The sequence below is a fragment of the Streptomyces sp. ASQP_92 genome (genome assembly GCF_025399895.1).
Classification (GTDB): domain Bacteria; phylum Actinomycetota; class Actinomycetes; order Streptomycetales; family Streptomycetaceae; genus Streptomyces.
In genome coordinates this window covers 48,109-62,712 of record NZ_JAODUA010000026.1, presented here as the reverse complement: position 1 = coordinate 62,712, position 14,604 = coordinate 48,109, and the positions used below count along the sequence as shown (strand labels likewise).

Annotated in this window: 10 protein-coding genes; 3 read left to right on the top strand and 7 right to left on the bottom strand. The window is 71.8% G+C overall.

What is annotated here, in order from left to right:
* Positions 1–35 precede the first annotated feature (35 nt).
* Complete coding sequence (locus tag N4G70_RS33455) at positions 36–707, top strand: FadR/GntR family transcriptional regulator (protein ID WP_261716541.1); 672 nt, start codon at positions 36–38, stop codon at positions 705–707.
* A 49-nt stretch (positions 708–756) separates the two neighbouring features.
* Here N4G70_RS33455 and N4G70_RS33450 read toward each other — a convergent pair whose 3' ends face one another.
* The 6 genes from N4G70_RS33450 to N4G70_RS33425 all read right to left on the bottom strand — a co-directional run bounded on the left by N4G70_RS33450 (position 757) and on the right by N4G70_RS33425 (position 8,563).
* Positions 757–2,637, bottom strand: coding sequence for a serine/threonine-protein kinase (locus N4G70_RS33450; protein ID WP_261716540.1), 1,881 nt, complete (start codon positions 2,635–2,637; stop codon positions 757–759).
* Between the two features lie 127 nt (positions 2,638–2,764).
* On the bottom strand, positions 2,765–3,796 hold the full coding sequence (locus N4G70_RS33445; RefSeq protein WP_261716539.1) for an ABC transporter permease: 1,032 nt from the start codon (positions 3,794–3,796) through the stop codon (positions 2,765–2,767).
* Complete coding sequence (locus tag N4G70_RS33440; RefSeq protein WP_261716538.1) at positions 3,796–5,400, bottom strand: sugar ABC transporter ATP-binding protein; 1,605 nt, start codon at positions 5,398–5,400, stop codon at positions 3,796–3,798. The genes N4G70_RS33445 and N4G70_RS33440 overlap by 1 nt, the downstream gene beginning before the upstream one ends.
* A 2-nt stretch (positions 5,401–5,402) precedes the next feature.
* The gene (locus N4G70_RS33435) at positions 5,403–6,437 is read right to left on the bottom strand and encodes a sugar ABC transporter substrate-binding protein (protein WP_261716537.1); all 1,035 of its coding nucleotides are present in this window, start codon (positions 6,435–6,437) and stop codon (positions 5,403–5,405) included.
* 33 nt (positions 6,438–6,470) lie between these two features.
* Positions 6,471–7,247, bottom strand: a complete 777-nt coding sequence (locus tag N4G70_RS33430; protein WP_261716536.1) for an SDR family NAD(P)-dependent oxidoreductase — start codon at positions 7,245–7,247, stop codon at positions 6,471–6,473.
* A complete protein-coding gene (locus N4G70_RS33425; protein WP_261716535.1) occupies positions 7,244–8,563 on the bottom strand; it encodes an enolase C-terminal domain-like protein in 1,320 nt (439 codons plus the stop codon). Before N4G70_RS33425 ends, N4G70_RS33430 begins: the two co-directional genes overlap by 4 nt.
* A gap of 383 nt (positions 8,564–8,946) precedes the next feature.
* On the opposite strand from N4G70_RS33425, the gene N4G70_RS33420 reads away from it, so the two are divergent.
* Positions 8,947–9,930 (top strand): PAC2 family protein, encoded by a 984-nt coding sequence (locus N4G70_RS33420; RefSeq protein ID WP_261716534.1) that lies wholly within the window; start codon positions 8,947–8,949, stop codon positions 9,928–9,930.
* Between the two features lie 89 nt (positions 9,931–10,019).
* Entirely contained in the window at positions 10,020–11,423 is a 1,404-nt protein-coding gene (locus tag N4G70_RS33415) for an NADP-dependent succinic semialdehyde dehydrogenase (RefSeq protein WP_261716533.1), read from the top strand.
* 68 nt (positions 11,424–11,491) lie between these two features.
* Here N4G70_RS33415 and N4G70_RS33410 read toward each other — a convergent pair whose 3' ends face one another.
* Positions 11,492–14,539, bottom strand: coding sequence for an NPCBM/NEW2 domain-containing protein (locus N4G70_RS33410; RefSeq protein WP_261716532.1), 3,048 nt, complete (start codon positions 14,537–14,539; stop codon positions 11,492–11,494).
* Between the last annotated feature and the right edge of the window lie 65 nt (positions 14,540–14,604).

The window sequence follows — 14,604 nt, the reverse complement described above, 5'->3', positions numbered from 1 at the left end:
TGGGGGCCGATACATCGGATGTCTGGAGGTCGCCCATGGCTGTCACCGACGAGGCCATCGAGAAGATCAAGGAAATGATCGTCTCCGGTGCGCTGCGGCCGGGCGACCGGCTCCCCAAGGAGAGCGAACTGGCGGCGGAGCTCGGCCTGTCGCGCAACTCCCTGCGCGAGGCGGTGCGGGCGCTCTCCCTCATCCGCATCCTGGACGTCCGCCAGGGCGACGGCACCTATGTCACCAGCCTGGACCCCCAGGTCCTGCTGGAGGCGATGAGCTTCGTCGTCGACTTCCACCGCGACGACACGGTCCTGGAGTTCCTCGCGGTACGCCGCATCCTGGAGCCGGCCGCCACGGCGATGGCGGCGCCCCGGATCACCGAGCCCGAACTGGACGCGCTGGACGCGCAGTTGGAGGCGCTGGGGGACGCCCCCTCGGTGGAGGAGCTGGTCCTCGCGGACCTCGAATTCCACCGGGGCATCGTGGCGGGCTCCGGGAACTCGGTGCTGTGCTCGCTGCTCGACGGTCTCTCCGGGCCCACCACCCGGGCCCGCATCTGGCGGGGCCTGACCCAGGAGGACGCGGTGGGACGGACCCTGCGCGAGCACCGGGCGATCCTGGCGGCGCTGCGGGACCGGGACGCCGAGGCGGCCCGGTCCTGGGCGACGGTGCACATCGCGAGCGTGGAGCAGTGGCTGAGGTCGACGCTCTGACCGGCCCCGCGCCCAGGGGGCTTCCCCCGGGGCGCGGGCCCGCCGGGCCTCAGGAGGACCTCTTGGGCTCCTCCGCGTTGCGCCAGACCGTGAGGTCGAGCGTGATGTAGGTGCTCGGGTCCTTGGCGCCCGATGTGCCGCGGTACGTCATCACCGCGATGTGGCCCGCGTCGCTGAGCACACAGACCTCCGACCCGTCCGTGAGCTGGTCCAGGCCGATCTTGTCGGTGTAGCGGGTCTCGGCCCGGCAGGTCGCCAGCGAGCCCTTCTCCGAGTTGTTCAGCACGACCAGCTTGCCGTTGTCGGTGCCGAGCTTGGTGTCCCCGAAGAGGGAGTCCCGGTAGAAGTAGAGATCGCCGTGGTTGTACATCACCCCGGCGTTGCCGCCGGAGGCGGGGCGCGGCGGGTTGTCGGCCAGCATGAGCTGGTAGTTGGCCGTCAGATTGATGCCCTGATAGGAGGCCGGCTTGGGGTCGGAACGCTGCTGCCCGCTGCCCTTGGAGCCGCTTCCGCTGCTCCCGCTGCCGGCGCTCCCGCTGCGCTGCGCGCCCGATGAGGAGCCGGTCGCGGCCGAGCTGCCCTTGGCCTTGTCGTGGGAGCCGCCCTTCGGCAGCAGCGCGCCGATGATCACCAGGCCGGCCACCGCCGCCACGATGGACCCGGCGATGATCAGGCCCTTTCGTTTCCCGTTCGGCGCGGGGGCCGGGTGGCCGGGGTGGTGCCCCTGCGGAGGCGCCGGGTAGCCCGGACCGTACCCGGGAGGCGGCGTCTGATAGCCGGGCTGTGGCTGGTGGCCGGGATGGGTCTGGTAGCCGGGCGGCGGCGTCGGGTAGCCGGGCCCCGTCGCGTTCGGAGCCATGGGGGCGTGCGGCGGGGCCGCGGGGACGCCCTGCGTCGGGGCTGCGGCCACGCCGTGACTGGTCGGCAGGTACGCGTTCGGATGCGCGCCCTGCGTCGGGGGCTGCGCGGAGACTTCGGTGGGCGTCGGCGCCACGACGGGCCGCGGCGGCGGTGTCTTCGCCGGTTCCGGCAGGTGGAGGCGTTCGGTGATGGAGCCCGCGACCGCCTGCGGAAGCCAGTCCTCGCCCTGGCGCAGCGGGACCGGGGAGAGTTCGTGGCAGAGCTGGATGACCTCGGTCAGGGAGGGCCGGTCCGCCGGGTCGCGGCTGAGGCACCGCTTCACCAGGGGCTCCAGCTCCGCCGGCAGCGCGCTGAGGTCGGGGTCCTCGTGCACGATGCGGTACAGCACGGCGTGCGAGGACCCCTCGCCGTAGGCGGGCGCCCCGATCGCCGCGTACGCCACGATCTGGCCCAGCGCGAAGATGTCGGTGGCCGCGGTGACCGTGCCGGCCGCGGCCTGTTCGGGCGCCATGAAGGCGGGCGTGCCCACGCTGACGCCGCTGCCGGTCAGGGCGGTGGCGTCCGCGGCGCGGGCGATGCCGAAGTCGATGACGCGCGGGCCGTCGCCGGCCAGCAGTACGTTCGCGGGCTTCAGGTCACGGTGGACGATGCCCGCGCCGTGAATGATGTGCAGCGCCTCGGCGACGCCCACGGTCAGCAGCAGCACGCTGCGCAGCGGAAGCCGCCCGTGCCCGGCCACCGCGTGCGCGAGGGAGGGGCCCGGCACGTAGGCCGTGGCCAGCCAGGGCTGGGAGCCCTCGGTGTCGAAGTCGATGACGGGGGCGGTGTACAGGCCCTGCACCCGCTGGGCCGCCCGCACCTCCTGCTGGAAGCGCCGCCGGAACTCGGGGTCCTCGCTGAACTCGGGCCGGATCACCTTGAGGGCGATGGGCCGGCCGCCCGGCGTGTAGGAGAGGTACACCTTGCCCATGCCGCCCGCGCCGAGGACCGCGGTCAGCCGGTAACCGCCCACCGCGTCCGGGTCGTCGGGCCTGAGCGGCTGGAAAAGGTCGCTGGAAGGTGCACTCATGAAATCCATCCCCTGTCACGGCGGTTCGGCCCGCCGGCGCCCCGAAGTCAACCGAGAGGGTACCCAACTCCGTGGCGCGTTCCGGCCGTCGGCCGCCCACCGCCCCGCACACCGCCGCTCAGCGGCTCTAATCCTGCTTCTCGCCGCTCGCGAAGCGGCTGATCACCAGGGCCACGATGATGATCGCTCCGTTGAGGAACTGGTTCCAGAGCGCGGGGACGCCGCCCAAGGTCATGACATTGACCACCAGTTGGAGGGTGAGGACGCCCGTCAGAGCGCCGAAGAGGGTGCCCCGGCCTCCCTTGAGGGAGATACCGCCGATCACCGCGGCCGCGAACACCTGGAAGATCCAGCCGTTGCCCTGGTTGGCCGCCACCGAGCCGTAGTGCCCGGTGTAGAGGATCCCCGCGAACGCGGCCAGCAGGCCGCCGACGCCCAGCACGATCCAGGTGACCCGGTCGACCCGGATGCCCGCCGCGCGGGCCGCCTCCGGGTTGCCTCCGATCGCGTACAGCGACCGCCCGTGCCGCAGCCACGCCAGCGCCGCCCCGCCGATCGCGAAGAGCGCGAGGCAGATCCAGACCGCGGCGGGCACGCCGAACCAGTCCGTCATCCCGAGGTAGCGGAAGGACGGCGGCATGTCGATGATGGAGCGGCCGCCGGTGATGCCGATGTGCAGTCCGCGCAGCATCGTGAGCATCCCGAGCGTGGCGATGAACCCGTTCACGTTCAGCCTCAGCATGAGGAAGCCGTTGAACGCGCCGATCGCCAGGCCGACCAGGAGGCACACCGGGATCGCCGTCCAGCCGGGCAGCAGACCGACCCCGGTGAAGCGCCCGGCCGCCGTCGAGGACGGAAGCACCAGCCACATCGCGATGACTGGCGCGATGCCGATCGTCGACTCCAGGGACAGGTCCATGCGGCCGCAGATCAGGATCAGGGCCTGCCCCAGGACGAGCAGGCTCAGCTCCGAGGACTGCTGGACGACGCTGATCAGATTGCCCGAGGTGAGGAACACCGGCGAGACGACGAAGCCGATCACCATCAGGACGAGGATCACGGGGACCAGGGAGAAGTCGCTCCAGCGGATGTGGGAGAAGCGTCCGAGCGGGTTCGTGTCCCGCACTCCGGCCGGTGCCTCGGTCACCGTGTCGGTCATCACCGCTCCCCCTTGCCGTCCATGGCGTCCGCCTCGTTCATGCCGTCCACACCCGCCGTGCCCTCCATGCCCCGCATGCCTTCCATCGCCGCGACGAGCTCGCCGTCGCTCCATCCGCTGTCGTACTGGGCCACGACCCGCCCGTGGAACAGGGCCAGCACCCGGTCGCACACCCTCAGGTCGTCGAGCTCGTCCGAGATGATCACTGCCGCGCTGCCCCGGTCGGCGACCTGGCGCACCACGCCGAGGAGCGCGTCCTTGGACTTCACGTCCACGCCCGCCGTGGGCCGTACCGCGACCAGCACGGCCGGCTTGCGGGCCAGGGCGCGGGCGACCACGACCTTCTGCTGATTGCCGCCCGACAGACCCGAGACGGGTTGCTCGGGGCCCTGGGTCCTGATGTCGAGCGAGGTGATCATCGAGCGGGCGAACTCCCTTGTCTTCGAGGGCAGTACGGTCCCCCACGGCCCGAGCTGATCGGTGACGGTGAGCGTGGCGTTCTCGGCGACCGAGCGCTCGGGGACCAGGCCCTGGCGGTGCCGGTCCTCGGGGATGTAGCCGATGCCCGCGTCCAGGGCGTGCGGCACGCTGCCCGGTCTCACCGCCCGGCCGTGCACGGTGACCCGGCCGGCGGTGGCCCGACGCATCCCGACGAGGGTCTCGCCGAGCGCGGTGTTCCCGCTGGCCGCGGCGCCGGCCACGCCGAGCACCTCACCGGGGCGCACCGCGAGGTCGAGCGTCTCGAACTCCCCTGCCAGGGCCAGCCCTTCGGTCACCAGGACCGGTTCCGCCGCCGTCGCGGCCCGGGTGGTGGCCCGCCAGGAGGAGGTGCTCGCGCCGGGCCGCTCCCCCGTCATCGCGGCGACCAGCTCGTCCTTGGGGAGGTCGGTGACGGAGGCCGTCAGGATCTGGCGGGCGTCGCGGTAGACGGTGACCGCGGTGCACAGGTCGTACACCTCCTGGAGGTGGTGCGAGATGAACAGGAACGCCACGCCCTGGGACTGGAGTTCGCGGAGCTTGGTGAACAGGCGCTGGATGCCCCGGGCGTCGAGCTGGGCGGTCGGTTCGTCCAGGACGATGAGCCGGGCGCCGAACGACAGGGCCCGGGCGATCTCTACGAACTGGCGCTGTTCCACCGGCAGTTCACGTGCCCGGGCGTCCGGGTCGACCTTCACCCCGTACTCGGCGAGGAGGTCCGCGGCGCGGCGGCGCAGCCGGCTCCAGCGGATGCGCTCCCCCTCGAAGCGGTTGAGGAAGAGGTTCTCGGCGACGGTCAGGTCCGGGACGACCATGGACTTCTGGTAGACGCAGGCGACCTTGGACTGCCAGCCGGCCCGGTCGCCGAAGGCGGGCGCGGGCGCGCCGCCGAAGGTGACGGTGCCCGCGTCCGGCCGGTGCAGTCCGGTGACGACGCCGACCAGGGTGGACTTCCCGGCGCCGTTGCGGCCGACGAGCGCGTGCGACTGCCCGGGCAGGACCGTCAGGCCCACCCCGTCCAGGGCGCGGGTGGGGCCGAAGCGTTTGACGATGCCCTGGGCGTGCAGCGCGGCCGCGGGTTCGCCGTCCGGCGCGTGGGGTGCCGGTGCGTGGGGATCGGGTGCCATGGTCAGCTCTTCTTCAGCTGGTTGGCCCACAGCGAGGCGTCGTCGACGTTGGCCTTGGTGACCAGCGGGGCGGGCAGCTGGTCCTCGTATCCGTTCGGGATCTTGACGATGGTGGAGCCGTGGTCGGTGGGGCCCTCCTTGAACGTCTTGCCGTCCAGCGCGGCCTTGGCGTAGAAGAGGGCGTACTTGGCGTAGAGGTCGGCGGGCTGGGAGATGGTCGCGTCGATCTTCCCGGCCTTGATCGCGTCGAACTCCTCGGGGATGCCGTCGTTGGAGACGATCGTGATGTGCCCGGCGCTGCCCGGCGGCAACAGCCGACCCTTCTGCTGGAGCAGGGCCAGGGTCGGCTGGAGGAAGACGCCACCGGCCTGCATGTAGATGCCGTTGAGTCCGGGGTGGCCGGCGAGGGTGGACTGGAGCTTGGCGGAGGCGATGTCGCCCTTCCAGTCGGTGGCGAGCTCGTAGACCTTGATGCCGGGGAAGTCCTTGTCCATGCAGGCCTTGAAGGCCTCGGAGCGGTCGCGGCCGTTGATGGAGCTCAGGTCGCCCTGGAATTCGGCCACTTCGCCCTTTCCCTTGAGCTGCTCGCCCAGGTACTTGCAGGCCTTCTCGCCGTACGCCTTGTTGTCGGCGCGCACCACCATGTAGACGTCGCCCTTGTCGGGGCGGGTGTCGACGCTGATGACCGGGATCTTGCGCCGCTTGAGGTTCTCCAGGGTCGAGGCGATCGCGCCGGTGTCCTGCGGGGCCATCACGATCGCCTTGGCGCCCAGGTCGGTCAGGGCGGTGACGTCGGAGACCAGCTTGCCGACGTCGTTCTGGGAGTCGGTGGGCGGCAGCGCGGAGACCTCGCCGGCCTTGACGCCCTGTTCGATGTAGCGCTGGTAGGAGTTCCAGAAGTCGCTGTCGCTGCGCGGCAGATCGATGCCGACCTTCTGGCTGCCCGTACCGCCGCCGGATTCGCGGTTGCAGCCGGTGAGCAGGCCCAGCGCGACAAGTGCGGCGCAGGCGGCGGCGGTTGTCGTACGCACTCTCATGGTTCCGTCCTTGGTGGATTCACGGCGGAGCTCTCAGGTACTGGGGCGCAGGCGCAGGCCCTGCATGCCGCCGTCGACCGCGAGGGCCGTGCCGGTGACGGCGGCCGCGGCGGGGCTCGCGAGATAGGCGATGGCGGCGGCGACCTCGGCCGCCGAGACCAGGCGGCCCATGGGCTGGCGGGCCCGCAGCGCGGCGCGCTCGGCCTCGGGGTCGTCGGCCCCGTCGAGCAGCCGGGCGACCCAGGGCGTGTCCGCCGTGCCGGGGTTGACGCAGTTCACCCGTACTCCCTCGCGTACGTGGTCGGCGGCCATCGCGAGGGTGAGGGAGAGGACGGCGCCCTTGGCGGCGCTGTACAGGGCGCGCTGGGGAAGCCCGGCGGTGGCGGCGATGGAACAGGTCTGGGTCAGGGACGCGCGGCCGGGCCGCTCCCCGGCCGCGCGTCGTAGATGGGGCAGCGTGTGCCGGGCGACCCTGACCATGCCGAGGACGTTGACGTCCAGGACCCGGTGCCATTCGGCGTCGTCGTTGTCCTCGACGGTGCCGACGGCGCCGATGCCCGCGTTGGAGACCACGGTGTGCAGGGCGCCGAACGCGGCGACGGCCCGTGCGACCGCGTCCCCTACGCCCGCGTCGTCGGTGACGTCGGCCTCCAGGGCGAGGGCGCCGTCCGGGGCGCCCTCGACGTCCCGGTCGAGGACGGCGACGCGTGCGCCGCGCGCCATGAGGAGCTCGGCGACGGCGGCGCCGATGCCCGAGGCGCCGCCGGTGACGAGCGCCGCCATGCCGCCGAAGTCCTGGGCAGAGCTCATGAGATGACCTCCTGGGCCGGTCGGCGGGCCCGCCACAGGGGCCCGTCCGGGTAGCGGTGGGTGGCGATGCTGGCGGGGTGCATCCGGGCGGAGAAGCCCGGGGCGGTGGGGGCGCGGTAGCGCCCGGCCTCGACGACGGCGGGGGTCACGAAGTGTTCGTGCAGATGGTCGACGTACTCGATGACCCGGTCCTCGCGGCTGGCCGAGACCGCCACGAAGTCGAACATGGCCAGATGCTGGACGAGTTCGCACAGGCCGACCCCGCCGGCGTGCGGGCAGACCGGCACGCCGTACTTCGCGGCGAGCAGCAGGATCGCCAGGTTCTCGTTGACCCCGGCCACCCGGGCCGCGTCGATCTGGACGAAGTCGACCGCGCCCGCCTGGAGGAGCTGCTTGAACACCACGCGGTTGGCGGCGTGTTCGCCGGTGGCGACCTTGACGGGCTGACCGGCCCGCACGGCGGCGTGGCCGAGGATGTCGTCGGGGCTGGTCGGCTCCTCGATCCAGTGCGGCTGGTACGGGGCGAGCGCCGCCATCCAGCGGATCGCGTCCGGGACGTCCCAGCGCTGGTTGGCGTCGACGGCGATGCGGATGCCGGGGCCGACGGCGGCGCGGGCGAGGCCCAGTCTGCGGACGTCGTCGTCGAGGTCGGCGCCCACCTTCAGCTTGATCTGGACGAAGCCGTCCGCGACGGCCTCCTTGGCGAGGCGGACCAGCTTGTCGTCGTCGTACCCGAGCCAGCCGGGCGAGGTGGTGTACGCGGGGTAGCCCTCGGCGCGCAGCAGCCGGGCCCGCTCCGCGCGCCCGGGCTCGGCAGCGCGCAGGATGGCGAGGGCCTCCTGCCGGGTCAGTACGTCCGTCAGATAGCGGAAGTCGACGAGCGAGACCAGTTCCTCGGGTGTCATGGCGGCGAGGAACTCCCACACCGGCAACCCCGCGGTGGTGGCCGCCAGGTCCCAGGCGGCGTTGACGACGGCGCCCGCCGCCATGTGGATCACCCCCTTCTCCGGCCCCAGCCAACGGAGTTGGGAGTCGTGGGTGAGATCGCGGTGCAGGGCCGCGAGGTCGGCCGCGCCGACCGGTGCGGGGCGGCCCACGACGTAGGGCCGCAGCGCCTCGATGGCGGCGGCGGTCACCTCGTTGCCGCGGCCGATGGTGAACACGAAGCCGTGGCCCTCGCGCCCGTCCTCGGCGCGCAGCACGACATAGGCGGCCGAGTAGTCGGGGTCGGGGTTCATGGCGTCCGAACCGTCGAGCCGTTCCGAGGTGGGAAAGCGGATGTCGTGTACCTCGAACGCCGTGACGCTCGGCCTCATGCACGCCCCCTGGATGAACGCATGGAACTGGAGATGGATCCGCACCTGGATCCGCGCGTTGGATCCGCACGTGGACCGACGCCCGGATGAACCGCTGAACGAACGTCCGCGAAACCGTCCGCGGAAGCACCCGTATGGAATCGGATCTCCAGCGGTCATCCGATGTATATCCCCGTCCCGGCGCCACCGTCCAGGGTCGTGCCGAGATTTTCGAGCCACAGCTCGGATGAATGCGGGGCTGGTGCCGCCTCCGTCCCGTACGCCGCCTCCCCCTTCCCCGGCCCCTTCGGACCGGGGAGGGCTGTGCACGGGGCTGCGGCAGGGTAGGTCTGAAGCCGTAAGGTTGGGGCGTACGCATGGGGAACTTCGTAGGGAGGCACTGGGTGATCGAGCTGGAGGGCGTTCCCGAGCTGGTCGACCCGGTCATGATCGCTGCGTTCGAGGGCTGGAACGACGCGGGCGATGCCGCCTCCTCCGCGGTCGCGCACCTGGACGGGGTATGGAAGGGCGAGGTCTTCGCCGCGCTGGACGCGGAGGACTACTACGACTTCCAGGTCAACCGGCCCACGGTGTGGCTGGACGGCGGAGTCCGCAAGGTGACATGGCCCACCACCCGGCTCTCCGTGGTGCGGGTCGGCGGCGACAAGCCGCGCGACCTGGTGCTGGTGCGCGGCATCGAGCCGTCGATGCGCTGGCGCTCGTTCTGCAACGAGATCCTGGGCTTCGCCCATGAACTGGGCGTGGAGATGGTGGTGGTCCTGGGCGCGCTGCTCGGCGACACCCCGCACACCCGGCCGGTGCCGGTCAGCGGCGTGACCTCCGACCCGGACCTGGCGCGCACCATGGATCTGGAGGAGACCCGGTACGAGGGCCCCACGGGCATCGTCGGCATCCTCCAGGAGGCGTGCACCCACGCGGGCGTCCCGGCGGTCAGCCTGTGGGCCGCGGTGCCGCACTACGTGTCCCAGCCGCCCAACCCGAAGGCCACGCTCGCCCTGCTCAACCGCCTGGAGGACCTGATCGACCTCAGGATTCCGCTCGGTGAACTGGCCGAGGACGCCCGCGCCTGGCAGCTCGGCGTCGACCAACTGGCCGCCGAGGACAGCGAGGTGGCCGAGTACGTCCAGACGCTGGAGGAGGCGCGGGACACCGCGGATCTGCCCGAGGCGTCCGGCGAGGCCATCGCCCGTGAATTCGAGCGGTATCTGCGCCGGCGCGACGGCGGCCCGGGTCCGGGGCAGGCCACCGCGGGCGGCCCCGCCACCGAGGCCGACGGGTCCTATCTGCGGGACACCTCCAGCGGGCGCACCCGCCCGCCCAAGCCCCCCAAGACGGACGACCCGGGCGAGGAGTCCCCCGAGGAGTAGCCCCGGGGACCGGCCGCCGTTCGCGTTGCGGCGCCTCCTGACGCGCGGGAAGGTCGAGGGACCAGTGCCTTCAGGAGGTGTCGTACGTCATGGCCATCGCCACGGTGAATCCGGCTACCGGTGAGACGCTCAAGAGCTTCGGTGTCATGGGGCCCGAGGAGGTCGAGCGGCGCCTGGCCGCGGCCGAGACCGCCTTCGGCGCCCACCGCACGACCAGCTTCGAGGAGCGCGCCCGGCTCGTACTGCGCGCGGCCGACCTGCTCGACGCCGACCGGGACGACATCGCGCGCACCATGACAGTGGAGATGGGCAAGCCGGTCGTGGCGGCCCGGGCCGAGGCGGCGAAGTGTGCGAAGGCGCTGCGCTGGTACGCCGAGCACGCGGCCGGGCTGCTCGCCGACGAGGAGCCCTCGGCGGACGACGTGCGCGACTCGGGGGCCGAGCGGGCCCGGGTCCACTACCGGCCGCTGGGCGTGGTCCTGGCCGTGATGCCGTGGAACTTCCCGCTCTGGCAGGTCGTCCGGTTCGCGGCGCCGGCGCTGATGGCGGGCAACGTCGCCCTGCTCAAGCACGCCTCGAACGTGCCGCAGACCGCGCTGTACCTGGAGGACCTGTTCCGCCGGGCCGGGTTCCCCGACGGCTGCTTCCAGACCCTGCTGATCGGTTCCGACGGCGTCGAGAAGGTGCTGCGCGACCGGCGGGTGGCGGCGGCCACGCTGACCGGCAGCGAACCCGCGGGCCGCTCGGTCGCGGCGATCTGCGGCGACGAGATCAAGAAGACCGTGCTCGAACTGGGCGGCAGCGACCCCTATCTCGTCCTCGCCTCCGCCGATGTGGAGCGGGCCGCGGTGACCGCGGTGACCGCCCGCACCCAGAACAACGGCCAGTCCTGCATCGCCGCCAAGCGCTTCATCGTCCACGCGGACGTCTACGACGCCTTCGCCGAGCAATTCACCGCGGGAATGCGGGAGTTGAAGGTCGGCGACCCCCTGGACGAGCGCACGGCCATCGGCCCGCTGGCCAGCGAGCGCGGCCGGGCCGACTTGGAGGAGCTCGTCGAGGACGCCGTACGCAAGGGCGCGACCGCCCTGTGCGGTGGAAGCCGGCCCGAGGGCATGGACCGGGGCTGGTTCTATCTGCCGACCGTGCTGGCGGGTGTCACCGCCGACATGCGCATCCACCACGAGGAGACGTTCGGCCCGGTCGCCACGCTCTACCGGGTGCGCGACCTCGACGAGGCCCTGGCGGTCGCCAACGACACGCCGTTCGGGCTGAGTTCCAACGTCTGGACCCGTGACGACACCGAAGTCGAGCGCTGTGTACGCGACCTCCAGGCGGGCGGGGTGTTCTTCAACGGCATGACCGCCTCCCACCCGGCCCTCCCCTTCGGCGGCGTCAAGCGCTCCGGCTACGGCCGCGAACTCTCCGGCCACGGCATCGAGGAGTTCTGCAACGCGACGACGGTGTGGCACGGAGCCGAGCCCTCGGACTGACACGCCGGCTCGCGCTCCCGCACGGCGGGCGCCGGACGGGGACGACCCCGCCCGGCGCCCGCCGACGGCTAGGCGCAGTGGAACGTCGCACCGGCCCAGTCGCCGTGGTCCCCTGACTTGGAGTTGTTGGTGTCGGTGACCCGCAGATGGACATGGCGCGCCCCGCCGAGCGGAACGTTCACCGCCACCGTCGCCGAGGCCCCGGTCACCTTCGGCGAGGTCCACAGCACCTTGCCGTCCGCCTCGACGGAGAACGCCACCTCCCCGTAGCCGTTGATCTCGTCGTCGATGCCGACGTCGGCGGTGAAGGCGCCGCACCGGCCGCCGGTGTAGACCTCGATGTCGGAGTCGGCGTGGGCCCCGATGCCCTTGGCGTAGGTGGTGCCCGCGAGCGTGAGGGGATGGCCGTCGGCGGCCCCCCACTCGCCGTTGGAGCGGTCGCGTTCGGGCGGCCCGTATCCGTTGGCCGACGTCAGCCACACCAGGTCACTGGCCCAGCTGTCGCCCGAGGGTGGCGCGGGCATCACGGAGACCGCGATCCGTTGCTCTGAACTGCCGCCCCCGTACGCGGAGTTGACGGTCAGGGTTGTCTCGCCCGGCGTGGCGTCCTTGGCGGGGGTCACTGCCACCTCGACGCGCCGGGTGGTCCCGGCCGGGATCCGGTCGAGCGCGGGTGGCGGGGTGACGGTCCACCCGGCCGGCGCGGCGAGGGACACCCGCACGCCGGTGGCGTCCGCACTCCCGGCGGTGACGTCCACGGCCACCGTTGCGGGGGCGCCCGCCGCGAGTTCCTGCCCGGCGGGCGCGGCGAGCGTGAGGGCGGCGCCGGGAGTCCTGCCGCCCACGGCGCTGGTGTCCTTGAGCCGCACCTCGAACGCCCGGTCCGTGCGCAGGCTCGCGGTCTTCACCTGGACCACGCCGCCCCGGTCGCCCGCGTCGTAGAACCAGCCCGTGGTGGCCTTGTCGTACGCGGCCTTCGACGCGAGGCGCCCGAGCTTGCGCCCCTGGACCTCCACCGAGGCGGGCGCGCTCCCGGTGTGCACCGTGAACCGGTACGGCCGCGTGCTCTGCTTTCCGGTGAACTGCCCTTGAGATGCCCCGAGTTGGACGCTCACATCGCCCGGCCCCCGCAACGGCGCGACGACGTCGGCGCGCTGGGTGGCGAAGGCGCCGGTCCGATGGGCGCGGGTCACCCCGTCGTCCTCGTACAGCTGGAAGGACGAGCGACCCTGGGGATAGATGTCCCAGGCCAACGACGAGTCACTGGTGCGGTCCTGATAGGAGCGGATGCCGGGCCACATCGGCACGGCGGCCCCGGCCTTCACGAACAGGGGCAGGGTGTCGAGCGGCGCGCTGTAGCCGTTGACGGTGGTCGGGCCCTGGTAGGTGCGCCCGCTCCAGTAGTCGATCCAGGTGCCCTGCGGCAGATAGATCCCGTCGCGTACGGTCGTGTCCTGGTAGACGGGCGCGACGAGGAAGTCCTCGCCGGTCAGGAACTCGTACTTGGCGGCGTCGGTCGCCGCCTTCGGGTCGTCGGGGTATTCGAGCGCCAGGGGGCGGACCGGCCCCACGCCGGTGGTGGTGGCCTCGTGGGCGTAGGAGTACATGTACGGCAGCAGCGACTCCTTGAGCTTCAGATAGCTCCGGTTGATCGACGTGTAGGGCTCGCCGTTCCGGTAGGGCTGCTTGTCGCTCGCGGCCCAGCCGTCCATGGTCATCACGGCGGGCAGGAACGACTTCCACTGGAGGTCGCGGGTGTACGTCCTGGCGCTGCCGCCGAAGATGCCGTCGATGTCACCGCTGGTGTAGGCGAACCCGGAGAGCGTCGCGCCCGCGTAGGTCGGGATCTGCCAGCGGATGTAGTCCCAGCTGCCCGACTGGTCGCCGGACCACTGGACGCCGCAGCGCTGGGCGCCCGCCCAGCTCTCCGGCGCCCACGTGAAGCCGCGGGCGCCGCTGTTGGCCTCGATGCCCTGGTAGGCCGCCTTGCAGCCGTCGAGGGCGTGCTTGTACCCGTCGCCGACCCAGGCGACGTCGAGCTTGGCGACGCGCTGGCCCGCCTTGACCTGGTCGGCGAGCTTGTCGAGGCCGTCCTCGGTCCACAGACCCATGTGCATGGCGTCCTTCTGGAGACCGGCACTGGTCTCGGGAAGGTTCTCGTAGCCGCAGCCGTAGCCGTCGTTGACCAGCATCCAGCCGTTGGGCATGTCCTGGGCCTTGTACGCGTCAGCGATCGCGACCGCGTCCAGGGTGTGACGCTCACCGCGGTTGGCGTTGTGCAGATAGCAGTCCGAGTCGCCGGGTTCGAGTCCGTACACCGGCGGCAGGAACGGCTTCCCCGTCAACTGGGTGTAGTCCCCGACGACATGCTTGGCATCGCCCGCGAAGTAGTAGGCGTCGAAGCGGTGTTCCCTGGCGCTCGCGGTGACGGGCTGCCCGAAGACGTACGTATTGGGGGCGTACGTGTTGCGGAAGACGCCGTATCCGGCCGTCGAGAGGTAGAACGGCACCGAGTTGGGGTGGCCGCCGTCGTTCCAGTTGTCGTCGACGCCGACCTGGACCGTGTGGTCGCGGTGCGAGGTGTTGCCGCGGCCGTTCTGCATGCCGGCGCCGAAGAACTGCTCGGTGGCGCCCCGGGACAGGGTCTGGGTGGTGGTGTCCTTGGTCCAGCTCAGCGGATTGGTCTCGGACCAGAGCAGGGTGCCGTCCGCCTTGGACAGGGCGAAGCGCAGCGGGGACTTGAAGGCGCGCAGGGTGACCTTGGCGGTACTCAGCTCATAGCGGTCTCCCCTGTCCTTCCAGCGGGTGGCGGGCGGCGTGCCCTGCGGCAGGACGATGTCGGCGCCGGCCGGGTCGGTGAAGTCGCCGTCCGGGGCGAGTTCGATGCGGAAGGTGTCGTCCGTGACGAAGCTGACGCGCGCCTCGGCCGCGCCCGCGCGCAGCGTGAAGACGGAGCCGGACGTGGCCTCGAAGCCGGTCACGTCACCCACGGAGGTATCGGTCGGCGGGTCGGTCGCGACGTCGGCCCGGGCGCTGCCGGGACCCGCGAACACCGCGAGCAGACCGAGCACGGCCGCTCCGACGAGAGCCGCTCTCGTGCGTATTGGTGATTGCATAGAGCGTGTTTAGCGCATGAACGAGCATCGGACCATGGGGTGGGCCCAGGAAAAACGAAACCGCC